Origin of the sequence: Caballeronia sp. LZ035 (genome assembly GCF_031451175.1) — a bacterium.
Classification (GTDB): Bacteria; Pseudomonadota; Gammaproteobacteria; order Burkholderiales; family Burkholderiaceae; genus Caballeronia.
The window spans coordinates 1,486,236-1,509,250 of sequence record NZ_JARUXS010000003.1 but is presented as its reverse complement, the minus strand read 5'-3'; the positions used below and the strand labels follow the sequence as shown (position 1 = coordinate 1,509,250).

At 64.2% G+C, this 23,015-nt stretch carries 21 protein-coding genes; 15 read left to right on the top strand and 6 right to left on the bottom strand.

Annotation, left to right across the window (positions count from 1 at the left end; translation table 11 throughout):
• The first annotated feature begins 4 nt into the window (after nucleotides 1-4).
• A complete protein-coding gene (locus QCE88_RS29505) occupies nucleotides 5-1,504 on the top strand; it encodes a flippase (RefSeq protein WP_309908504.1) in 1,500 nt (499 codons plus the stop codon).
• On the top strand, nucleotides 1,501-3,969 hold the full coding sequence (locus QCE88_RS29500; RefSeq protein WP_309908502.1) for a glycosyltransferase family 4 protein: 2,469 nt from the start codon (nucleotides 1,501-1,503) through the stop codon (nucleotides 3,967-3,969). The genes QCE88_RS29505 and QCE88_RS29500 overlap by 4 nt, the downstream gene beginning before the upstream one ends.
• 49 nt (nucleotides 3,970-4,018) lie before the next feature.
• Here the strand turns inward: QCE88_RS29500 and QCE88_RS29495 are convergent, their stop codons facing one another.
• Entirely contained in the window at nucleotides 4,019-5,158 is a 1,140-nt protein-coding gene (locus tag QCE88_RS29495) for an acyltransferase (RefSeq protein ID WP_309908500.1), read from the bottom strand.
• Nucleotides 5,159-5,309: 151 nt separating this feature from the next.
• Here QCE88_RS29495 and QCE88_RS29490 point away from each other — a divergent pair, with 151 nt between their 5' ends.
• The 3 genes from QCE88_RS29490 (at nucleotide 5,310) to QCE88_RS29480 (ending at nucleotide 7,614) form a co-directional block, all read left to right on the top strand.
• A complete protein-coding gene (locus QCE88_RS29490) occupies nucleotides 5,310-5,462 on the top strand; it encodes a hypothetical protein (protein WP_309908499.1) in 153 nt (50 codons plus the stop codon).
• A 79-nt stretch (nucleotides 5,463-5,541) separates the two neighbouring features.
• Nucleotides 5,542-6,468 carry a UTP--glucose-1-phosphate uridylyltransferase GalU gene (gene galU / locus QCE88_RS29485; protein ID WP_309908498.1) on the top strand — a complete coding sequence of 309 codons (927 nt, stop codon included), beginning with the start codon at nucleotides 5,542-5,544 and terminating at the stop codon, nucleotides 6,466-6,468.
• A gap of 84 nt (nucleotides 6,469-6,552) precedes the next feature.
• The gene (locus QCE88_RS29480; protein WP_309908497.1) at nucleotides 6,553-7,614 is read left to right on the top strand and encodes a phytoene/squalene synthase family protein; all 1,062 of its coding nucleotides are present in this window, start codon (nucleotides 6,553-6,555) and stop codon (nucleotides 7,612-7,614) included.
• Here the strand turns inward: QCE88_RS29480 and QCE88_RS29475 are convergent.
• Nucleotides 7,592-8,443 carry a LysR family transcriptional regulator gene (locus tag QCE88_RS29475; protein WP_309837022.1) on the bottom strand — a complete coding sequence of 284 codons (852 nt, stop codon included), beginning with the start codon at nucleotides 8,441-8,443 and terminating at the stop codon, nucleotides 7,592-7,594. The two genes, QCE88_RS29480 and QCE88_RS29475, sit on opposite strands and share 23 nt — an antisense overlap.
• Before the next feature lie 103 nt (nucleotides 8,444-8,546).
• On the opposite strand from QCE88_RS29475, the gene QCE88_RS29470 reads away from it, so the two are divergent.
• Entirely contained in the window at nucleotides 8,547-9,422 is an 876-nt protein-coding gene (locus QCE88_RS29470; RefSeq protein WP_309908495.1) for an alpha/beta hydrolase, read from the top strand.
• Between the two features lie 81 nt (nucleotides 9,423-9,503).
• The gene (locus QCE88_RS29465) at nucleotides 9,504-10,592 is read left to right on the top strand and encodes a catalase family protein (RefSeq protein ID WP_309908494.1); all 1,089 of its coding nucleotides are present in this window, start codon (nucleotides 9,504-9,506) and stop codon (nucleotides 10,590-10,592) included.
• Between the two features lie 34 nt (nucleotides 10,593-10,626).
• On the opposite strand, the gene QCE88_RS29460 is transcribed toward QCE88_RS29465, so the two are convergent.
• A complete protein-coding gene (locus QCE88_RS29460) occupies nucleotides 10,627-11,202 on the bottom strand; it encodes a response regulator (protein ID WP_309908493.1) in 576 nt (191 codons plus the stop codon).
• The gene (locus tag QCE88_RS29455; protein ID WP_309908491.1) at nucleotides 11,145-12,338 is read right to left on the bottom strand and encodes a GAF domain-containing sensor histidine kinase; all 1,194 of its coding nucleotides are present in this window, start codon (nucleotides 12,336-12,338) and stop codon (nucleotides 11,145-11,147) included. Before QCE88_RS29455 ends, QCE88_RS29460 begins: the two co-directional genes overlap by 58 nt.
• Before the next feature lie 289 nt (nucleotides 12,339-12,627).
• On the opposite strand from QCE88_RS29455, the gene QCE88_RS29450 reads away from it, so the two are divergent.
• Nucleotides 12,628-13,041, top strand: coding sequence for a hypothetical protein (locus QCE88_RS29450; RefSeq protein WP_309908490.1), 414 nt, complete (start codon nucleotides 12,628-12,630; stop codon nucleotides 13,039-13,041).
• Between the two features lie 203 nt (nucleotides 13,042-13,244).
• The gene (locus tag QCE88_RS29445) at nucleotides 13,245-14,147 is read left to right on the top strand and encodes a fructose bisphosphate aldolase (protein WP_409018239.1); all 903 of its coding nucleotides are present in this window, start codon (nucleotides 13,245-13,247) and stop codon (nucleotides 14,145-14,147) included.
• A gap of 30 nt (nucleotides 14,148-14,177) precedes the next feature.
• Here QCE88_RS29445 and QCE88_RS29440 read toward each other — a convergent pair whose 3' ends face one another.
• The gene (locus QCE88_RS29440) at nucleotides 14,178-15,410 is read right to left on the bottom strand and encodes an FAD-dependent oxidoreductase (protein ID WP_309908487.1); all 1,233 of its coding nucleotides are present in this window, start codon (nucleotides 15,408-15,410) and stop codon (nucleotides 14,178-14,180) included.
• 261 nt (nucleotides 15,411-15,671) lie between these two features.
• On the opposite strand from QCE88_RS29440, the gene QCE88_RS29435 reads away from it, so the two are divergent.
• Complete coding sequence (locus QCE88_RS29435; protein ID WP_309908485.1) at nucleotides 15,672-15,974, top strand: DUF4148 domain-containing protein; 303 nt, start codon at nucleotides 15,672-15,674, stop codon at nucleotides 15,972-15,974.
• 69 nt (nucleotides 15,975-16,043) lie between these two features.
• On the opposite strand, the gene QCE88_RS29430 is transcribed toward QCE88_RS29435, so the two are convergent.
• Nucleotides 16,044-16,985 carry a LysR family transcriptional regulator gene (locus QCE88_RS29430; RefSeq protein ID WP_309908483.1) on the bottom strand — a complete coding sequence of 314 codons (942 nt, stop codon included), beginning with the start codon at nucleotides 16,983-16,985 and terminating at the stop codon, nucleotides 16,044-16,046.
• Nucleotides 16,986-17,096: 111 nt separating this feature from the next.
• On the opposite strand from QCE88_RS29430, the gene QCE88_RS29425 reads away from it, so the two are divergent.
• The 5 genes from QCE88_RS29425 to QCE88_RS29405 all read left to right on the top strand — a co-directional run bounded on the left by QCE88_RS29425 (nucleotide 17,097) and on the right by QCE88_RS29405 (nucleotide 23,012).
• Nucleotides 17,097-18,608 (top strand): CoA-acylating methylmalonate-semialdehyde dehydrogenase, encoded by a 1,512-nt coding sequence (locus tag QCE88_RS29425; RefSeq protein WP_309908482.1) that lies wholly within the window; start codon nucleotides 17,097-17,099, stop codon nucleotides 18,606-18,608.
• 202 nt (nucleotides 18,609-18,810) lie between these two features.
• Nucleotides 18,811-19,725 carry a LysR family transcriptional regulator gene (locus QCE88_RS29420; RefSeq protein WP_309908481.1) on the top strand — a complete coding sequence of 305 codons (915 nt, stop codon included), beginning with the start codon at nucleotides 18,811-18,813 and terminating at the stop codon, nucleotides 19,723-19,725.
• Between the two features lie 26 nt (nucleotides 19,726-19,751).
• A complete protein-coding gene (locus tag QCE88_RS29415) occupies nucleotides 19,752-20,843 on the top strand; it encodes a nitronate monooxygenase (RefSeq protein ID WP_309908480.1) in 1,092 nt (363 codons plus the stop codon).
• 116 nt (nucleotides 20,844-20,959) lie between these two features.
• Entirely contained in the window at nucleotides 20,960-21,898 is a 939-nt protein-coding gene (locus QCE88_RS29410; protein ID WP_309908478.1) for a TauD/TfdA family dioxygenase, read from the top strand.
• 52 nt (nucleotides 21,899-21,950) lie between these two features.
• On the top strand, nucleotides 21,951-23,012 hold the full coding sequence (locus QCE88_RS29405; protein WP_309908476.1) for an ABC transporter substrate-binding protein: 1,062 nt from the start codon (nucleotides 21,951-21,953) through the stop codon (nucleotides 23,010-23,012).
• The last annotated feature ends 3 nt before the right edge of the window (nucleotides 23,013-23,015 follow it).

Below are 23,015 nucleotides of genomic sequence, written 5' to 3'. Positions count from 1 at the left end.
ACGAATGGAAAGAAGCATGGTCCGGAACGTGGGAATCAATTTCATCGGGTTGATCCTGCCGACCTTCGTGTCGCTCGCGACGGTGCCGGCGTATATCCGGCTCGTGGGCGTTGAGCGTTATGGCGTGATCAGTCTCGTGTGGACGTTGATCGGTTATTTCAGCATCCTCGATCTCGGCATGAGCATGGCCGCGCAACATCAGATCGCGAAGGCGCAGGCGGCCGGCGATGTCGCGCAGCGCACGCGCGTGTTCTGGAGCGCCGTATGGCTCAACTTCGCGACCGGCGTACTCGGCGGCCTGGCGATCTACACAGGCGCTTTCGCTTACACGGCCTATGTCGCGCATTCGGCGCCGGCCTTGCAGCAGGAGGTCTATCGCGCGTTGCCGTGGCTTGCGCTCGCCATACCGCTTGCCAACGTCTCGTGGGTCTTCGCGGGCGCCATCAACGCGATGGAGCGCTTTGGCGTCTATAACGCGAACCAGACCTTCGGCACCTTCCTGTTTCAGCTCCTGCCGCTGGGCGCGGCGTGGTGGATCGCGCCGAACCTGCAAACCGTGATCGCGGCCGCGGTGTTGGCGCGTCTGCTTGCTGCGCTGCTGCTCGCCCGCGCGAGCTTCAGGCTGCTCGAGATCCGCCGCATCGAATGGCCGACGCGCCAGGTCGCGGGCGGCCTGTTCCGCTTCGGCGGCTGGATGCTCGTGTCGTCGATCACCACGATGCTCACCGACTCGCTCGACCGCGTGCTGCTCGGCGCGCATCTCGGCGCGCGCTTCGTCACGTATTACACGGTGCCGCAGAACCTTGTCACGCGCCTGAACATGCTGCCGAACGCGATGGTGCGCACGCTGTTTCCGCGTCTGTCGGCCATCGATCGAAGCGACGCGAACAGCATGGCCGCGACCTCGCTCACGTTCCTGAACGGCGTGTTCACGCCACTCGCGCTGTTCGCGATGCTGGTGCTCGAACCGTTCCTGCATCTGTGGATCGGCGCGGATCTCGCGGTCGAAAGCGCGCCGGTGGGCCGCATTCTCGTGATCGCCGTGTGGCTCGTCGGGCAGGCGGGCGTGACGCGCATCCTGATTCAGTCGCAGGTCGATCCCGCCAGGGCCGCGCGCGCGGGACTCGCGCAACTGCCGTTCTTCGTCGGCTTGCTCTGGTTCGGCATCGAACGATACGGGCCGGTTGGCGCGGCAGGCGTGGTCGCGATCCGCGCGCTCGCGGACTATGCGGTCCTCCTCTGGATGTCGCGGATTCGCGCGCGGCCCATCGCGCTCGACATGCTCGCGCATCTCGCATTTCTGCTCGCCGCGCTGGCCGCCGCCATGGCGATCGATGCCATGGCGCATCCCTTCCAGGCCGTCGCGGCGGCGGCGCTCTTCGCCTTTTTCAACGCGGCATGGTCCGTGGCGACCCAGTCTTCGCTGCGCGCGCTGACGCTGGCCCTGGCGCGCAAGTTTATCGGCCGGACCCCTTCACCTCTGAAAGCGAGGCGTGACGCATGAGCACCGAATTCGAAGACGCGTTCATCGGACGCGCAAAGACACGTCACCTCCTGCGCGACGACGGTCTCGCGCCCGCGCCCGCGCCGCGCGCGCGCAGCGTGGCCGTTCAGCCCGGCATTCCGCGCGTGGCAATCGTGCATGACTGGCTCGTCACGTATGCCGGGGCGGAACGCGTGCTGGAACAGATCATCGCGTGCTTTCCGGATGCGGATATCTTCAGCGTCGTGGACTTCCTCGAAGACCGCACTTTCCTGCGCGGCAAGCAGGCGACCACGTCGTTCATCCAGAAGCTGCCGTTCGCCCGCACGCGTTACCGCGCGTATCTGCCGCTGATGCCGCTCGCAATCGAACAGCTGGATCTGTCCGGATACGACCTCGTGATTTCGAGCAGTCACGCCGTGGCGAAAGGCGTGCTGACCGGACCGGATCAGGTGCACGTGAGCTACGTGCATTCGCCGATCCGCTATGCGTGGGACCTGCAACACCAGTACCTCAAGCAATCCAATCTGACCGCGGGCGCGAAGTCCCTGTTCGCGCGGCTGATCCTGCATTACATGCGCAACTGGGATATCCGCACGTCGAACTCGGTGAATCACTTCATCGCCAATTCGGACTTCATCGCGCGGCGGATTCACAAGGTGTATCGGCGCACGTCCAAGGTCATCTTTCCGCCGGTGGATGTGGCCTCGTTCGAAGTGTGCGAGCAGAAGGAAGATTTCTATCTGACCGCTTCGCGCATGGTGCCGTACAAGAAAATCGATCTCATCGTGGAAGCGTTCGCGCGCATGCCGGAGCGCAAGCTGGTCGTGATCGGCGAAGGCCCCGACCTGGCGAAGATCCGCGCCAAGGCGACCGCCAACGTGGAAATCATGGGCTATCAGCCGTTCGCGGTGCTGCATGACCGGATGCGCCGCGCGAAAGCCTTCGTGTTCGCTGCCGAAGAGGACTTCGGGATTTCGGTGGTGGAAGCGCAGGCGTGCGGCACGCCGGTCATCGCGTACGGCAAGGGCGGCGCGCTGGAAACGGTGCTCGACGCCACGCACGAACGGCCCACGGGAATGTTCTTCGCCAGCCAGACGCCGCAGGCGATCATCGACGCCGTCGATGCCTTCGACAGCGGCGCATTCACCTTCAGCCCCAACGATTGCCGCTCGAACGCCGAGCGCTTCTCTAACGAACACTTTCGTGAGGCGCTGCATGCGCATATTTCGCGGATCGCGCCGCAGTTCGTGTTGCCGCCGTTGCCGGTCGACGTAGAGCCCGAACCGCCTGTCATCGACGAGCCGCCGTCCGGCCTGAAGGTGTTGGCCGTCGATCAGAGCGGGTCGCTGGGCGGCGCGGAGTTGTCGATGCTCGAAGTGGTGAAGAACATGCGCGGCGACGTGCAGACCGTCCTGTTCGACGATGGTCCGTTTCGCATCGCGCTGGAAGCGGTCGGCGTGAAAGTGGATGTGCTCGACGGCAAGGCGCTCGACGGCATGCGCAAGGACGGCAAGGCGCGGCCCGGCATGAACATGCTGGGCGGCATGCTGAAGCTGTTGCGCGGCACGCTGGAACGCTCGCGCAACGCTGACGTGATCTACGTGAACACGCAGCGCGCGATGGTCATCGGCGCGATTGCGGGGCTGATCTCGCGAAGGCCGGTGGTCTGGCATCTGCGCGATATCGTCAGCGAGGAACATTTCGGCCGTACGCAACTAGCGGTCATCAAATGGTGCACCAAGCTGATGCTGGAACACGTGATCGCCAATTCGACGGCTTCGGCCGCTGCCGTCACGGCGCTGACGCGGCTGCGCGAGGAACGGCTCGATGTCGTGTTCAACGGCATCTCGGCCGAGCCGTTCACGGATATCGAAGCCGTCGCGCAACACGAATTGCGTGCGCGCTTCGGTTTGCCGCGCGAAGCCTTCCTGGTCGGCTGCTTCAGCCGGCTCGCGCGCTGGAAGGGTCAGCATGTGCTGCTGGAAGCGCTGCGCGAGTCGCCGGACATGCATGCGGTGCTGGTCGGCGCGGCTTTGTTTGGCGAAGACGCTTACGAAGCCGAACTGCGCGCCTATGTCGATGAGCATGGCTTGCAGGACCGCGTGCATTTCCTGGGCTTTCAGGACGACATTGCCGCCTGCATGAAAGCGGTGGACGTGGTCACGCATACCTCGATCATGGCGGAGCCGTTCGGGCGTGTGATTATCGAAGGGATGCTGTCGAAGCGTCCCGTCGTGGCGACGCGCGCGGGCGGCGTGATGGATATCGTCGAGGACGGCGAAAACGGCATCCTCTGTTCACCCGGCGACGCCGCCGAACTGGCGCGCATTCTCGACCGCCTGAGAAAGAACCAGCCCTTGCGCGAGCGTCTCGTCGAACAGGGCTATGAGAATGCGACGCGACGCTTCGGCACGGAGCGCTATGTCGAGAGCGTGGAAAAGATTCTCGTCGACGTGGCGGAGCGTTCGCGCAAACGCGCTTGAGTCAGGCCTCGAGTCAGGCCTCGAGTCAGCCCTCGAGTCAGCCCTCGAGTCAGCGCTTGCGGCCCGTGCGCCGCAGCGCTGCCGACCACGTCATCGCGGGCTTCTCGACGGCGGCATGGAAGACCAGGGCCACGCACACGGCAACCGCAGTGAAGCCGAACGAAGCCCAGATATCGGCCTGCAACGCGGATCTGAACAGCACCGATCCCAGCAGCACGAAAATGGGCAGATGCACGACATACAGCGAGAAGCTGAACGTGCCGAGCCAGGACAGGAAGCGCACGACGGGCGAGGCGCGCATCGGCGTGTCGAGCGCGCCGTGCAGGTAGAGGGCGAAAGCGAATGCCCACAACTGGAACGCCGCATATTGCGCGAGGCTGAATGCGCCGCATCCGGCCAGCGCGAGCACGCCGGCCAGCAGTCCCATGCGCGGCCGCGCTTCGATCCCCCGCGCTTTCGCTTCCGCGATCCACGCGCCGAGCACCCACGCGAACCAATAAGACGTGAACACGACGATGCCGCGCGGCTCGAACACCAGCGCAGACACGACATTCACCACGCCGACACACGCCATCACGCCGCGCATGCCGATGCGCCGCCGCAGCGCGATCAGCAGCGGATACACGAGATAGAACTGCACTTCCACTGACAGCGTCCACAGCGCGCCGTTCGACCCGAAGGTTTTCCCCGCGATGCCCTGCAACGAAAACAGATTGACGATGAACGCGCGCAGGTCGAAGGGATTGATCTTGTGGCTGACGGGCAGGAAGGTGCTGCTCAACGCATCGAGCGCGAGCGTCAGCAGCAGCGCGGCGATCAGCACCGGATAGATGCGGACGAAGCGACGCAGCAGGAAGTTGCGGCTATCGAACGAGGCGAGCGGGTCGGCAATCAGTTTGCGGGCCATCGCGCGATGGATGCAATAGCCGCTGATGACGAAGAACACCGGCACGCCCGCCGAGCCCCAGGCAATCGGCAAGGTCAGGTAGCTGATGAGCGCATTCGCATCGAAGCCATGCAGGGTGCGATGGAACTGCTGCATGCCGACCCACGTAACCTGCCGGCAATGAAAGTACGCGACGAGCAGTGCCGCAGCGCCACGCCACGCGTCGATGGCGACATCCTGGCGGTCGGACAGGAGGCCTTCATGACGCGCGGCGGCGGGCGCGAAGAGGGAAGAGTCGCTCATGGAGTGAAGGATCGCGCGAGAAAGAATGCGTCGATCTTAGGCCAGCAGAAATGGCACGAATAACGAAATAATTCGCGACACTGGCGTCCATTTTTTATCGATTTTTTTCTGTTACGGTCGAAGCCTGTCTAACGTCGAATGGATGCGGATCATGGATATGCATGCGATTGCCGGCGTGGCGGTGCTGCTCGTGCTGGTGGCCGCCTCGGCCTATCGGGACGCACTGCGCAACGACCCCCTGAGCCCGTTGCGCAAGCGCGGCTCGAATCGTGTCCCGGCGCCTCAGATGGACGAGGCGGAGTAAGCGACGCCCGGGCGCCAAGCAACGAGCCGCCGGGTTCGGGGCCGTCTCAATCACGAGTTTCGATCTGGAGGAAAGACTCATGCTCAAGGTGACCAAGGCCGTATTTCCTGTCGCGGGTCTCGGCACGCGTTTCTTGCCGGCGACCAAGGCCAGTCCCAAGGAAATGCTGCCGGTGGTCGACAAGCCGCTGATTCAATACGCGGTGGAAGAGGCCGTCGCCGCAGGAATCACGGAGATGATTTTCGTCACGGGCCGCGGCAAGCGCGCCATCGAGGATCATTTCGACAAGTCCTATGAACTCGAAGCCGAACTCGAGGCGCGTAACAAGGAAGCCCTGCTCGACGCCGTGCGCAGCATCAAGCCCGCGAACGTCGATTGCTTCTACGTGCGCCAGCCGTCCGCGCTCGGTCTCGGTCATGCGGTGCTGTGCGCGGAACGGCTCATCGGCGAGCAGCCCTTCGCCGTGATGCTCGCCGACGACCTGTTGCATGCGCCGCAGCCCGTGATGAAGCAGTTGGTCGAAGTCTTCGATCACTATCACAGCTCGGTGATCGGCGTGGAGCGCATTGCGCGCGAAGACAGCGCTTCGTATGGCGTGATCGAAGGGCGCGAATGGGAGGAGGATGTCATCAAGATGTCGGGCATCGTCGAGAAGCCACAGCCCGCGCTCGCGCCTTCGAATCTCGGCGTGGTCGGACGCTATGTGCTGATGCCGAGCATCTTCAGGCATCTGCGCGCGACACGGCCGAATGCCGGCGGCGAGATTCAGCTGACCGACGCCATCGGCGCGCTGCTCGGCGAGGAACAGGTGCTCGCGTATCGCTATTTCGGCACGCGTTTCGACTGCGGCAGCAAGCTCGGCTATCTCAAGGCGACCATCCAGTTCGCGTTGCAGCATCCCGAAGTGCGCAAGGACTTCGAGCAGTACCTGCGCGCGGAAGTGTGGGCGTTGATGCCGGAACTGATCGGCGAGGAAAGAAGCGAGGCGGAGTCCGTGTCGACGTGAGCCGACGGGTGCGCCGGCTCGCGATCCGCCGTGGACGGATACAATGCGGCGGGTTTCTTCGTCCGCTTTTCCGTCCATCACGTCATGAACCGTTCATCACGGACCGTCCTGCTGGGTCCGCTACTCAAGCGTGTGTCGCGCTCGTTCTACCTGACGCTGCGCATCCTGCCCGCCGGCATGCGCGATCCCATCGGGCTCGCGTATCTGCTGGCGCGCGCGGCGGACACCATCGCCGATACCTCGCTGATCCCGCCGCAACGCCGCCTCGAACTCTTGCTGTCATTGCGCGCGCAGGTGAACGGCGCCGCCGATGACGGCGCGCTCGCGCGGATTGCCGGCGAAGTGGCGCAGCAGCAGGCGCAGCCGGACGAGCGCGCGTTGCTCGAAGCGCTCGGCGCGGCGCTCGCGATCCTGCCGCAACTGGATGCGCGGGACGGCGCGGCGGTGCGCGACATCGTGACGACGCTCAGCACCGGCATGGAATTCGACCTGCGCACGTTTCCCGACGAGACGTCCGGGCAGATCGCCGCGTTGCATGCTTTCGACGAACTGGATCGCTATACATATCTGGTGGCGGGGTGCGTGGGTGAATTCTGGACGCGCATGACGGCGGCGCACCAGCCGGGCATGCTCAAGGCGCCGCTCGACACCATGCTGACGCTCGGCGTGCGCTTCGGCAAGGCCTTGCAGATGACCAACGTGCTGCGCGATTGCGCGCGCGACTTGCGCATCGGGCGCTGCTATCTGCCTGAAGCGATGCTCGCGCGTCATGGCCTCGCGCCGCGTGATTTGCTGGACCCGCAGGCGTCGATGCGCGCGCGGCCTGTGCTGTTCGAACTGTTGCGCACATCGCTTTCGTTGTATCAGGACGCCGTCGATTACACGCTGGCCATTCCGGCGGGCGCCGTGCGTTTGCGGCTGGCCTGCCTGTGGCCGATCATGATCGGACTCGACACGCTGGTGCTGCTCGCGGAGAACGACGCGTGGCTCGATCCCGCGCGAATCTCGAAGGTGCGCCGCAACGAGGTCTACCGCATCATCGCGGCGTCGCTGCCGATGGTCGTATCGGACGGTGCGCTGCGCAGCTGGAGCGCGAAGCGCATGCAAGCGATAGAAGCACGGATCAGCGCCGCAAGTCGGCCATGATGCGTTCGGCGAGAAAGTCGCACGGCGGGCGTCTCGATGCCGCGCTTCTCGCCAGCACCACTTCCAGCGTGCCGATATCCGGCAAACCTTGCGGCGGCCCGAGCAGCGTGAAGTGCGCAGGTACCGCGCATTTCGCCAGCGGCGTGACGGCGAGGCCGGCTTCGGCCATCGTCAGCAGACCCAGCAGACTCGGACTCTCATAGGACGTGCGATAGGCGATGCGCGCGTGCTCCAGGCTGCGGATCGCGTTCTCCCGCGCGACGCTGCCCGGCAGGAACACGGCGATGGGCAGCGGCCGCTCTTTCCAGATATCCGTGGCGCCGGGCGCGGCGGCCCACACCATCGGCTCGTGACGCACGAAGTCGCCGGACAGCCCCTTGACCCGCGTCGCGCAGACGAGATCCACCGAACCGTCCTTCACCATCGGCGCGAGCGCGACGCTCGGCAGGCCGACCACCTGGATCTCGACCTTTGGATAGGTGGCGGAAAATTTCTTCAGAATGGGCGGGAACAGCGACGACGCGTAATCGTCCGGCACGCCGATCACCACGCGCCCCGTCACGTCCGGCCGCACGACCGCCGCCCATGCCTCGTCGCGCAGCGCGATCATGCGGCGTGCGTAGGTGAGCAGCACCTCGCCGTCCTGCGTGGGCACGACGCTGCGCGGCTTGCGCACGAACAGCGGCTTGCCGAGCGCGGTTTCCAGCGTCTTGATCTGCATGCTCACCGCCGATTGCGAGCGATGCACGAGTTCCGCCGCGCGGCTGATGTTGCCGGTATCCGCCACGGCGACGATCATCGCGAGGACATCCAGGTCGAGTGCTTTCATGGTCGGGGCAGGCGTGGTATCAGAAAATCTGAACGATTCTATCAAGATTATGCATTTTTCTTTTACCTGAGCGGGGCGCATCATGCAGTCAAGGAGCCCATCCATGAACGCCCGTACCGATCTTTCCGTCCTCACCGCCGTGCAAGGCCTGCCTGAACCGTCGTTTGCCACGACCGCGTCCGGGATTTCCGTGCCGTATATCGAGTGTGGGGAAGGCGAGCCGATGGTGCTCATCCACGGATCGCTGTGCGATTACCGCTACTGGGAGGCGCAAGTCCTGCCGCTGGCGAAGCAGTTCCGCGTGATCGTGCCGAGCCTGTCGCATTACTGGCCGGCCGTCGATGCCTTCGTGCAGGGCGAGTTCGGCTGGGAAGCGCACGTGGCGGAGATGGCGGCGTTCATCGAGACGCTGGAACTGGCACCCGTCCATCTCGTCGGGCATTCGCGCGGCGGCGCGATTGCGTTTCATCTGGCGCGCGAGTTTCCGCGCCTCGTGAAGACGCTCACACTGGCCGATCCGGGCGGTCCGCTGGAACTGGAAACGAAGTCTCAGGCTGCACCGGCCGCGCTGCCGCCCGCGACGAACGCGCTGCGTGCGCGCGTGGCCGAGTTGATCGAACAGGGCGAATTCGACCGCGGCCTGGAGATGTTCGTTGATTCGGTGAGCATGCCGGGCTTCTGGAAGAAGAGCACGCCGAGCTTCCGCCGCATGGCGCTCGACAACGCGCTGACCCTGCCGAAGCAATTCCGCGATCCGCTGCCCGCCTACACGCGGGACCTGGCGCGCGATATCAAGTGCCGCACGCTGCTGATCGACGGCGAGAAAAGCCCGCGCATGTTCCGCAACAACGTCGAGAAGCTGACGGAGTGGATCGGGTTCGCCGAGCGCCAGACGATCGCGCGGGCGTCGCATGGGATGAATGTCGCGAGTCCGGGTGCGTTCAATCGCGCGGTGCTGGCGTTTGCCGGAGCGTGGTGAGCGACGCTTCCTGATCTATCCACGCACGGCGGCACATCGGTTGCTGGGTGTTGTTCATAACACCCACAACCTGGAGCTTCCATGCCCATCCCCGCGCTGCCGTTTGACCCCACCTTCGAACAGATCCCCGACGACGAAGCCGAGACCACGAAAGAACTCGCGGAAACCATGCGCGGCATCACCGAGAAGACGTATGCCGACTCGGGACACGCGATCCGCAGCGTCCACGCGAAAAGCCACGGCCTTCTGATCGGCGAAATGCAGGTCAGCGCCGGCCTGCCGCCTGAACTCGCGCAAGGCATTTTCGCGCAGGCTGCAAGCTTTCCCGTGGTGCTGCGTTTGTCGACGAATCCCGGCGACGTGCTCGACGACAACGTGTCGACGCCGCGCGGACTCGCTGTGAAGATCATCGGCGTGGAGGGCGAGCGTTTGCCGGGCAGCGAAGGCGACCGCACGCAGGATCTGGTGATGATCAACGCGCCGGCCTTCACGGCCGCGACGCCCAAGAAGTTCCTCGCGAATCTCAAGCTGCTCGCCAAGACCACCGACAAGATGCCCGGCGGCAAGAAGGCGCTCTCAGCGATGCTGCGCGGCACGGAAGCGCTGATCGAGAAGCTGGGCGGCGAAAGCGGCATGATCAAGAGCCTGGGCGGTCATCCTGAGACGAACATTCTTGGCGAGACGTTTTATACGGCCGTGCCGCTTCTTCATGGCCGATATTTCGGCAAGGTAAGCGTCGCGCCTGTATCGCCGGAACTGACGGCGCTGACGGATGCGCCAGTCGATCTGAGGGACCGGCCCGATGGCCTGCGCGAATCCGTCAGCGATTTCTTCGCGGCGAACGGCGCCGAATGGGAAGTGCGCGTGCAACTGGCGACCGACATCGAGAAGATGCCTGTCGAGGATGCTTCGGTGCAGTGGCCGGAAGACGAGAGTCCCTATGTGACCGTGGCGCGCATTCGCGTGGCGCCGCAGAGCACGTGGAACCCGGAGCGGGCGCGCGGCATCGACGACGGCATGGCCTTCAGTCCGTGGCACGGCGTGGCGGCGCATCGGCCGCTGGGCGGCGTGATGCGTTCGCGACGGATGTCGTACGAGATGTCGTCGGGCTTTCGCGGCGAGCGCAACGGCTGTCCGATGCACGAGCCGCGCGAACGCGTCGATCTGTAGCTTCCCGACTTTGCGGCGTTACGATCCGGTTCGCCTAAGCGTCCGGAACAAAATGCCGCAACAGCGGCGCAAGAATCGCCGAGTCTGTAGGTTTGGCGCAGAACGCGTCGAATCCCGCTTGCTTCGCGCGTTCGAGGTCGGACTCCGACGACGCCGCCGAATGCGCGATCAGCACCGTATCCGATGTGCTCGCATTGGCCCGCAGATGCGTGGCCACTTCCAGTCCCGACATATCCGGCATCCAGATGTCCAGCAGGACGATCTGCGGGTGCCATTGACCGATTGTGTCGATCGCGCGGCGTCCGCTGTAGACGGCATTCGAATCGAAACCGCCAATGGCCAGCACCATGCTGATGGCGTCCGCGGTATCCGTGAAGTCGTCCACCACGAGCACGCGGGGGGCATCGAGCGCACTTTTTTTCCGGCGCGTCCAGACGACGCATTGGGCTTTTGCGACCAGGCCGTTCATGCTGAGTGGTGTCCTCATCTCACTGTCGTTATGCAGAATCAATCCATCGTGCATGAGCGCATGGTTCGGACCTGATCCAGCCATCATGCGACCAGCGGAATGCGCGCGGTGAAACAGGTGCCGTCTGCCTGCGACGAGCACGCCTCGATCGTTCCCTTGTGAGCGTTGACCACCTGCTGACAGATATACAGCCCGAGGCCCAGGCCCTCGCTCGGCGTCTTGTTCGCAGCGCGCCAATACGGCTCGAACACTTTCGCGAGCGACTCCTCCGCGATGGAATCGCCTTGATTCGCTACCTCGATGACGAGATGAGAAGCATCGGTGATGGCCGACACGCGCACGGGTTCGTCAGCGCTTCCGTGGGTCACGGCATTGGCAAGCAGATTCGCCAGCAGTTGCTGCAAGCGCGTGGGGTCGCAATCGACAGGACGCTCGATAGCCAAGGTCGCGAAGATCTTCCGGTCTTCGTTCGCCTGCGTGATCTCGTTGACGACCGTTTGCAGGTACGGGCCGAGATTCTGCACTCGCTCGATACGCGCGGGAATGCCGTTGCCCAGCCGGCCGCGTGCGAAATCCATGATGTCGTCGATGAGCTTCGACATGCGGGACGCGCTCGACGTCAGCCGCTTCGCCACCCTGGTCATGTCGGGCGTGTCCGCTTTCAGCCGCAGATAGTCGGCGCTCGCGCTGATCGCCGCCAGCGGACTGCGCAAGTCATGGCCAAGCACCGCGATGAATTCCTCGCGAAGCTTCGAACTCTCACGCTCGCTCGACAACAGGTTCTCGGTGGACCACTGGCGCTTGTCGCTGTCGAGTTGCAACGCGATGAGATTGGCGAAGACTTCGAACATGCGCACCACGCGCGGATCGGACACGTGCATGGGCCGGGTGTCGATTGCGCAGAGATTGCCGAAGTACTCGCCGTCCGGCAGCACGATCGGCACGGAGATATAGCTTCGCAGCTTGTAAATGGTCGGCGTGTGATGTCCGCAGTAGCGCGTATCCGTGTCGAAATCATCGACGACGATGGCGACGCGCTCCTCGCGCGACTCGTGACACAACGTGGTGTGAAGGTCGAGCTGGCCGCCGGGCTGGAGCCCGAAGCTGATGGTGTCCTTCACCGCGCAAGCGGTCCAGGTGAGCTCGCTGACGCGCGCAACCGCGGCGAATCCCATGCCGGATTCACTGCAGATCATCTCGAGCATCGACGGTACGGCGTTGATGCGGGCCACCGCGCCAAGATCCCGCAGGATCAGTTCTCTCGACTCGTGTTCCATTCGCTTGATGGTTGCTAAAGGTAAGGCTCGCAAGACCGCAGCGAACTGATGGACGCCCGGATGATGCCGCTCCGGTTGGCGCAATTGTAAGCAATACAACATGCCGGCAGCAGAAACAGTGTCCCTGAGCGCACGTTACGCGCGGGCTAAGCGAATCCCATGCGCAAGGCAAGCATTTTTTGTACGATTTGTTGAGCGTCTTTCGTCTGCTTGTTGTGACGCGACAACGGTAAAACGTTTGGCGGCGGGCTAACATCATCGGCACCTCATCGCTCAGGAGAGGACATTCGTGAGCACGGGCCAAGACGATCTCGAAGCATGGAAGCGCCGCCGCACCGCGGAACTGGCCTTCGAACTGGCCGATACCGGCCGCTATGAAAATTTCACCGACATCGCCTATGCGCTGCAATTCGAACGCGGCATGTTGAGTGCGCAGGCCTTGATCGATGACCCCGAAACACGCCGCCAGTTGAATGCGCGTTGTGGCGATGCCAGAGAGAGATTCGCGCCGCTTCCCGAACCTGAAGTGACTGCACCAGCGCCATCGAGCGAAACTTCCAGCATCACGTCGAACGATCATGCGGAACTCCCGCAAGCCGCTGACTTCGCCCACGCGCCTTCCGTGCTGCGTCGGGCCCTGCGGTTCTGGCGGACAGGCGTCAAGCCTGTCGGCGCAAGCGATCTCGAGTCCGCCACGTCATAAGCTGCATCAAGCGGTTTATTCGCGGCAGCAAGTGCGCTAACGCACGATAGCGGCCCATTCGCGGCCGCTTTGCTCGCAAAACGCGGCTTTGCGCGCCTTTTATATCCGTCAAAACCATTACACTTGAGGAAGCTGATCCATAAGCCCGGGTAAAGGCGTGAATTCGAATGCGCCGAACCTGGTGTTTGAACTTCGAGGAGGAAATGTTCGTGGCTAACGAAAAGATGCTCGCGCAAATGGCTGAGAAGAATGGTTTCATCGCTGCTCTGGATCAGAGCGGCGGTTCGACGCCAGGTGCGCTCAAGCAATATGGCATTCCGGAAGACGCCTATAACGGCGACGCCGAAATGTTCAAGCTGATGCACGAGATGCGGGTGCGCATCATGACGGCGCCTTCGTTCACGGGCCAGAAAGTGATCGGCGCCATTCTGTTCGAGCGCACGATGGATGGTGAAGCCGGCGGCAAGCCGGTGCCCACGTTCCTTTGGGAAGACCGCGGCATCGTGCCGTTCCTGAAGGTCGACAAGGGTCTGGAAGCCGAAGCGGACGGCGTGCAGGTGATGAAGCCGATCCCCGGTCTCGACGACCTGCTCGCGCGTGCGGCCAAGCTCGGTGTGTTCGGCACGAAGATGCGCTCGGTGATCCATCAGGCCGACGCAAAGGGCATTGCCGCTGTGTCGAAACAGCAGTTCGAAGTGGGCGCACAGATCATCAAGCACGGTCTCGTGCCGATCCTCGAACCCGAAGTCTCGATCAAGAGCCCGGACAAGAAGGGCGCAGAAAAGATCCTGCGCGACGAACTGCTCAAGGGCCTCGACGCGCTGCCCGAATCCAGCCAGGTGATGATCAAGCTGACGATCCCGGACGAGGCGGATTTCTACCGTCCGCTGATCGAGCATCCGCGTGTCGTGCGCGTGGTGGCGCTGTCGGGCGGCTATACGCGCACCGACGCGTGCAAGAAGCTCGCGCAGAACCACGGCATGATCGCGAGCTTCTCGCGCGCGCTCATCAACGAGCTGAAGAAGTCGATGAGCGACAGCGAGTTCGACAAGACGCTCGAACAGTCGATCAACGAGATCTACGACGCGTCCGTTCAGAAGGCCTGACGCTTCGCAGCTTCACGGCATCGTAGCGAGTCAGCTGCGATGCGTCGGCGGCGGCGTCTGCACCACGGGCGCCGCCGCCTCGAACAGCGCCTCGCGTGAGCCGTTCCTCGGCGGATAGATGCGCTCGCCGTTGATCGTGCGCTTCGTCTGCTTGGCCGGCTCGCCCTGCGAGACCAGCTGCCTGTCCCATCCCTCCGTATAAACCGCGCCCCACGGCCCGAGATCGCAGATGGTCGTGTACCAGTCGATCGACAGCGGCAACATCTCGATACCGAACAGATCGCACACCGCGTTGTGGCCGGCATAGCGACCCATCGGCCTGCCATGCTGACACGACATGACCGAAGGCCGCGTGCCGTCGATCAACAGCCGCGCGCAGTCGCCCGCCGCGAATACGCCGGGCACGTTTTCCGCGCGCAGGAACGTATCGACGGGCACGCGGCCGAGCGGATCCAGCGTCACGGGTAACTGCGCCGCCAGCGCGTTCGCATGCATGCCGCCGCACCAGATGACCGTCGCGGCTTCGATGGTTTCGCGCGTGGCGCCGTTCGTAAGCGTGACGCCCCGTTCATCGAGCGCTTCCAGCGACACCCCCGGCCGCATCTCCACTTCCAGCGCACCCAGCGCGTTCTCGATGACCGGCTGCGCGCCGCCCATCGCTTGCGCGATGCGCGTCGAACGATCCGCGAGCACGACCCGCACGCGGCCGCGCTCGCCTTCCGGGACGATCTCGCGCAGCCGCGCAGGCAGTTCCGCCGCGAGTTCGATGCCCGTCAGACCCGCGCCGATCACGACCGCCGTGTAGCGGCCGGGCGTATCCGGCAGCGCGGGCAGCGTCAGCAGATGCGCCTGCAAGCGGCACGCGCCGGCGTAGGTATCGACGTCGAAGGAATGGTGCTCGAGTCCGGGAATGGGCGGGCGTACCAGCACGCTGCCCGCAGCGAGGATCAGGCGGTCATAGTCGAGCGTCTCGGAGGTCCCGTCATGCGCGACGGTCACGCGCCGGTTCGCGCTGTCGATGTCCGTGGCCTTCGCCTGGATCAGGCGCACGCCGGCCGGGCCGAGCACGGTGTCGAGCTGGACGAGCGTGGGGTCGAGCGGCTGTTCGTAGTTGCGCACCCGCACGCTGTGAAACGGCGCCGGATTGATGATGGCCACTTCGGTTTGCCCGGCGGCTGGGCCCATTTCGTCGAGCTTGCGCGCGGCGGACAGCGCGCTCCACAGTCCCGCGAAACCCGCGCCGATTACCAGGATGCGCTTCAAGGCGATTCTCCTGTCCAAACGATCGTTCGCGCCAAAGACCACGCTCGTTCTTCTTTATAGCCGATACGGACCGCTATCGTCCGGCTTCGCGTGTGCCCGGATTAGTCGGATTTTCGCCAAAAGTGATTTCGCAGATTAGGTATTTACCCTAGATGAGTCGATCCCTAAACTTGCCTCAACGGTCGCAAACGAAGCAGCAAGGCCAGGCAGCAAGGCAACGTGAGCGACAACCCAAAAACTGAAGGTACGGAGGAATGAATCATGAACAAGCTCATCGGTATTGCAGCGATCGCTCTTGCTTTTGCCGCTCCGGTCGCATCTTTCGCGCAATCCAGCCAACCTTTGACACGCGCTGAAGTCCGCGCGCAGATCGTTCAACTGGAAAAGGCAGGCTACAACCCGGGCGTCGTCAACGACACCACGTATCCCGCCGACATCCAGGCAGCTGAAGCGCGTGTCGCCGCGCAAAGTGCCTACGGCGGTGTGGCGGACAGCAACTCGCAATCGGGCGCACGCATCACCACGATTCAAAACGACGTGACGTCGACGTTTGCGCATCACTAAGCAAGCAGCAGCGCCTCAAGCGACGCGCCCGCATTCATGCGGGCGCGTTTTGCATTCTGGGCCTGCAAATCAAAGCGGAAACCCGCCCGAAAAGGTCTCCCGCAAATAACCGATGAACAGCGCCACGGCTCGCGGCACATGCGGCGAATACGGCCGCACCACGAAAAGCTGATCCGCAAACGCGCCGACCGGCCGCCACTCCGGCAGCAGCACCACGAGCTTGCCCGTCTGCACCGCCGCCTGCGCGGTGAAATCCGGCAGCAACGCGATGCCCAGGTCATCGAGGGCGGCGTCGCGCAACACTTCGCTGTTGTTCGCTTCGAACGGCCCGCTGACGGCCAGTGTGGTCGGCCCCGCCGAACTCTTGCGGCTGCCCTTGCGCTGGAACGACCAGATACTCGACGACTGCGCGCGCGGATAGACGAGGCAGTCGTGCGTGGCGAGATCGTTCGGGTTTTGCGGCGTGCCGCGCCGCTTGAGATAGGCGCGGGTGGCCACGATCACCGAATACGTGTCGCACAGTTTCCAGGCGACGTGCGTGTCCGGCACCTGCGCGCTATGACGCACTGCGAGATCGAAACCCTCGGTGGCGATGGAGCTGAGCCGGTCGGCGGCTTCCAGTTGCACGCGCACGTCCGGATGCGCATGCAGGAACCCCGACATCTTCGGCACGAGTTGCTGGCGGGAGAACGCCATCGGCGCGGTCAGCCGGATCAGCCCGCGCGCGACCCCCGCCATTTCCCTTACGCTCAGAAAGCTCGACGCGATGTGCTGGTATTGCTCGCGCGTGTCATCGACGAGCCGGCGGCCTGCCTCGGTAAAACGCACGCTGCGCGTGGTGCGGGTGACGAGCGGCACGCCCGCTGCGCGCTCCAGTTCCGCGATGCGCTGGCTCATGGCCGCCTTCGAGACATTCAGGCGCGCGGCCGCCGCCGTGTAGCTGCCCTGTTCCGCGAGCACCGTGAGCCAGTGCAAATGGGTCCAGAGAGCCTCGATCTTTTGCTCTTCCATCTGCTCATTGTTTGCCAGAATAAACAATGAGTTCAATCATAGCGTCTTTGCGCGCGGCCCGATGCTTCCTACACTGTGACCATTGCCCAAACATTCAGTGAAGGAGACGAGATGCAAGCGTTCAACGACACCGCCGACGTGGTCCATTACATCCACGGTCAACGGACGAACGGCTCGGCCACGCGCACGCAGCCGGTCTTCAACCCCGCGACGGGCGAACGTCCGCGCAAGCTCGTGCTCGGCGAAGCCGCCGACGTCGACGCTGCGGTGGCCAGTGCGAAGCAGGCGTTTCCGGCCTGGCGCGACATGCCGCCGATCCGCCGTGCCCGCGTCATGCTCAAGTTCCTGGAGTTGATGAACAAGCATCGCGACGAACTCGCGGCCATCATCACCGCCGAGCACGGCAAGGTGTTCTCGGATGCGCAGGGTGAAGTGTCGCGCGGTATCGACGTGATCGAATTTGCTTGCGGCATTCCGCAACTGCTGAAGGGCGACTACACCGAACAGGTGTCCACCGGCATCGACAACTGGACCACGCGCCAGCCGCTCGGCGTTGTCGCGGGCATTACGCCGTTCAACTTCCCGTGCATGGTGCCGTGCTGGATGTTCCCGGTCGCCATCGCAGCGGGCAATGCGTTCATCCTGAAGCCGAGCGAGCGCGATCCGTCGGCGTCGCTGTTCATGGCGGAACTGCTCAAGCAAGCCGGTTTGCCCGACGGCATCTTCAACGTCGTGCAGGGCGACAAGGTCGTCGTCGATGCGCTGCTCACGCATCCGCAAGTGAAGGCGATCAGCTTCGTCGGCTCGACGCCGATCGCAAACTACATCTACGAGACGGGCGCAAAGCACGGCAAGCGCGTGCAGGCGCTCGGCGGCGCGAAGAACCACATGGTCGTGATGCCGGATGCGGATCTCGACCAGGCCATCGATGCGCTGATCGGCGCGGGCTACGGCTCGGCGGGCGAGCGCTGCATGGCCATCTCGGTGGCGGTGCTGGTGGGCGATGTCGCGGACAAGATCGTGCCGCGTCTTGCCGAGCGCGCGCAGCAGCTCAAGATCAAGAACGGCATGGAAGACGATGCCGAAATGGGCCCGATCGTCACGCGCCAGGCGCTGGAGCGCATCGAAGGCTATATCGCGATGGGCGTGGACGAGGGCGCGAAGCTGGTCGTCGATGGCCGGGGCTTCAAGGTGCCGGGTCACGAAGACGGCTTCTTCACGGGCGGCACGCTGTTCGACCACGTGACGCCGCAGATGCGCATCTACAAGGAAGAGATCTTCGGACCGGTTCTCGCCTGCGTGCGCGTGAAGGACTTCAGCGAAGCCGTGGAGCTCGTCAACGAGCACGAGTTCGGCAATGGCGTGGCCTGCTACACGCGTGATGGCCACATCGCACGCGAGTTCGGACGCCGCATTGAAGTGGGCATGGTCGGCATCAACGTGCCGATTCCCGTGCCGATGGCCTGGCATGGTTTCGGCGGCTGGAAGCGCAGTCTGTTCGGCGACATGCACGCGTACGGCGAGGAAGGCGTGCGTTTCTACACGAAGCAGAAGTCGATCATGCAGCGTTGGCCCGAAAGCACCGAGAAGGGCGCCGAGTTCGCGATGCCGACCGCGAAGTAAGGCATCGCCTGCCATCCCGATGGCACGCCTGCAAGCAGCGCCCGCTTTCTCCTGACCGGAAAAGCGGGCGTTTTTTCGAGCCGACTTGAAGCGGCGCATCTGTTCCACGCCGTCACAAGTCAAATGCCTGCGCGTCGATTGACTCGCGCGCCGCGCATGGCGAAGATGCAGCACAGCGAACCCGGACGTATAGTCCATCATCATGCAGCGGCAATTCGACGACCTTCTTCTCGGCAGCATCGAGCTGTTCTGCCTCGCGGCTGAACTCGGCAGCTTCACGCTGGCCGCGACGGCCGCGAGCGTCACGCCCGCTGCCGTGAGCCGCTCCGTCGCGCGGCTGGAAAAGCGTCTTGACGTGCGGCTGTTCGTGCGCACCACGCGCCAGATCCGCCTGACCGATGCCGGCCGCCGTTACTTCGAGCAATGCCGCGACGCGCTCAATCGTCTGGCCGAAGCCGAGCGCGAAGCCACCGGCCAGCAGACCACGCCGAAGGGCGTGTTGCGCATCAGCATGCCGACGCCTTATGGTCACTTTCGCATGCTGCCCATCCTCGCGGAATTCCGCGCGCGCTATCCCGATGTCACGGTGGAAGCGCATCTGAGCAACCGCAATATCGACTTCGCCGAGGAAGGCTTCGATCTCGCGATACGCGGCCGCGCGCCGCGCGATTCCGGCCTGATCGCGCGCAAGCTGGAGGACGCGGAACTCGTGATCGTGGCTTCGCCTGCTTATCTGGAGCGGGCGGGTTCACCTCGCACGATCGAAGACCTGAGCCATCACGACTGCATCCAGTTCGAGATGCCGAGTACCGGCCGGCCCGTGCCGTGGCGCTTCATGCAGAACGGCGACGCGGTGGAACTGGTGGTGGAAGCCGTCTACGGCACCTCCGGCGACGCGCTCGCGGGCGTTCCGCTCGCGCTGCATGGCGCGGGATTGTTCCAGACCTACCGCTTCGTGGTGGACAAGGAACTGCGCGCGGGCACGCTCGTCGAGGTGCTGACTGAGGCCGGCGGATGCAGCCGGCCGTTCATCCTGCTTTATCCGCACGGCAGGCATCTGTCGTCGCGCGTGCGGGCGTTTGTCGACTTCGTTGTCGAGAAGCTCGGCACGCGCTGAATGCAACCTTCAAGGGACGATCATCCATGAGCACGAACCCATTGACATCGCGACTCGGCATCCGGACGCCGATCATCCAGGCGCCGATGGCCGGCGTCAGCACGCCGGCGCTCGTCGCGGCCGTATCGGAAGCGGGCGGGCTGGGCTCGCTCGGCGTCGGTGCGATGAACGCCGAAGGCGCACGCAAGGTCATTCGCGAGACCCGCGCGCTGACCGCCCGACCCTTCAATGTCAACGTCTTCTGTCACGCACCGTCAACCGCCAACGCGGCCGTGGAAAAGGCATGGACCGACTGGCTCGCGCCGGTGTTCGCGCAATACGGCGCGACGCCGCCCGCCACGCTGAGCGAGATCTATACGAGCTTTGTCGTCGATGAAGCGATGCTCCAGGTCTTCGTCGAAGAGAAGCCGGCGGTGGTGAGCTTTCACTTCGGGCTGCCGTCGCCGCGTGCGATCGACGCATTGCGCGGCGCGGGCATCAAACTGATTGCATCCGCAACCAATGTGCGGGAAGCCGAACAGGTGGCAGCGGCGGGCGTGGATGCCATCGTCGCGCAGGGCATCGAGGCAGGCGGACATCGAGGCCTGTTCGATCCCGCCGGAGAGGACGACAGGCTCGGCGTGCTGGCGCTCACGCGGCTCCTCGTGCGCGCCTTCGATGTTCCCGTGATCGCCGCAGGCGGCATCATGGACGGCGCGGGCATTGCAGCGGCGCTGGCGCTGGGCGCGCAGGCGGCGCAACTCGGCACGGCCTTCGTGCCGTGCAAGGAGACGGCGATCGATGCGGGCTACCGGCGTGCCTTGCTAAGCGATGCGGCGCGCCGTACGACCTTCACCACCGCGATCTCGGGCCGCGAGGCGCGCAGCCTCGTCAACCGCTTCACGGAACTCGGCCGCAGCGCGCAGGCGCCCGCGATTCCCGACTATCCGGTCACCTACGACGCCGGCAAGGCGCTCCATGCGGCCGCGAAGGCGCAGGGTGAGTTCGGCTATGGCGCGCAATGGGCTGGACAGGCGGCCGCGCTGGTGCGCGAACTGCCGGCAGCCGAACTGATGGCGCGGCTCGAGGAAGAGTTGCAGGAAAGCATCGCGGGCCTGCGTCAATATGAATCGCGCTGATCGCTGTAAAGCTTAGTCGAAACGCTTCGTTGGTCGAATGTGCTGTCGATGCTTCAATGATTCCGTCGCGCTGAACGCGGCTGCATCCGACAAACGCATACCAACGGAGTGTCCCGATGTCCACGAGCCCCACACTCGCCGCCGATGCCGCGCGCGAACCCGTCACGTCGAATGAACCGTTCCAGGTGCGTCCCATAGGCGGACGCATTGGTGCTGAAGTGCGTGGCGTGACGCTGTCCGCGGACCTCGACGATGCCGCCATCGGCGCAATCAATCAGGCGCTGCTCAAGCACAAGGTGTTGTTCTTTCGCGGCCAGTCGCATCTCGACGACGCCGCACAGGAAGCCTTCGCCGCGCGTTTTGGCGAAACCGTCGCGCATCCGACGGTGCCATCGCTTGCCGGCAGCAGCCGCTTGCTCGAACTCGATTCCAAACACGGCACACGCGCGAACTCCTGGCATACCGACGTCACTTTCGTCGATGCCTATCCGAAGATCTCCATCCTGCGCGGCGTGGTGATTCCGCCCGCCGGCGGCGACACGGTCTGGGCCAACACGGCGGCCGCCTACGACAACCTGCCGCCACCGCTGCGCGCGCTCGCCGACGCATTATGGGCGCTGCATTCCAATACCTACGACTACGCCGCGACGCGCAACGTGCCCGACACCGATTCCGAGCGCGCGTATCGCAAGCAGTTCACGTCGACGCTCTATGAGACCGAGCATCCGGTCGTGCGCGTGCATCCGGAAACGGGCGAGCGCACGCTCGTGCTGGGGCATTTCGTGCAGCGCTTTGTCGGGCTGTCGCAGCGCGATTCGGACCGGCTGGCCGAACTCTTCCACGATCACGTCACGCGGCTGGAGAACACCGTGCGCTGGCGCTGGACGCAAGGCGATGTCGCGATCTGGGACAACCGCGCGACCCAGCATTACGCGGTGGCGGACTATGGCGATGCGCATCGCGTCGTGCGCCGCGCGACGGTTCATGGCGACGTGCCTGTGGGCATCGACGGACGCCGCAGCCGCATCGTCAAGCAGGAAACGCGCGCCGCCTGACGCGCTTCTCCTTGCGCTATAGCGGCGTCAACCCTTCTTCAGCCAGAGCAAGATGACCTCACGATTCAAGTTCCTCGCCTTCGCGGCGACGCTGTTCGTCGCGCTCAACACTCCTGCGCAAGCAGCCGATCCCACCGTGGTCCGTATCGGCGTGGCGCAACAGGGCAGCGGCGATCCGCCCACGTTCGGCGGGTCACCGGCCGCGACCGCGCAGTTGCAGCATCGCGTGGAAGATGCGTTGTCCGGGCAGGCCAAGGTGCAATGGCTGTTCTTCAAGGGCGCCGGCCCGGCCGTGAACGAGGCGCTCGCGAACCAGCAGATCGACTTTGCTTATCAAGGCGATCTGCCTTCGGTGCTGGGCCGCGCGAATGGCTTGAAGACGCATCTGCTGCTCGCGTCGAACGTGCGCACGGGCGTGTATCTGGCCGTGCCGCCGGATTCCGCCATCAAGAGCGTGAAGGACCTGAAGGGCAAGCGCGTCGGCGTGTTTCGCGGGACCAATCTGCAACTGGTGGCGGACAACGTCCTCAAGGAAAACGGCCTGAGCGAGCGCGATCTGCGCGTCATCAATCTCGACACGGCGGCTGCGCAGGCGGCGCTTGCATCGAAGGGTGTCGATGCGGTGTTCCTCGACTACTCGCTGTTCAAGCTGCAACGTCAGGGGTTGGCGAAGATCGTCTATGCATCGCGCGACGACGGCGTGCAACTGACGCGGCAGGCTCACTTGCTCGTGCTCGACGACTACGAGCAAAAGCACCCCGAGATCGTGCAGAAAGTGGTGACGGCGGTCGTGCAGGCGGCGCAATGGTCTTCCGACGAAGCCAACCGCGATGCGCTCTTCACGCTGTGGGCAAAGAGTGGCGTGCCGACCGAATCGTGGCAAGCGGAGTATGCGAAGCAGCCGTTGAAGGACCGTATGTCGCCGCTGATCGATCCGTTTCTGGTGGCGCGCTATCAGTCCGTCGCCGACGATGCGCTGCGTCTCAACCTGATCCGTCAGCCCGTGAGCGTGAACGGCTGGTTCGAGCCGAAGTATCTCGATCAGGCGTTGAAGACGCTGAAGCTCGAAGCTTACTGGCCGCGTTTCGATGCGGCGGGCAAACCCATCGCTTGATGG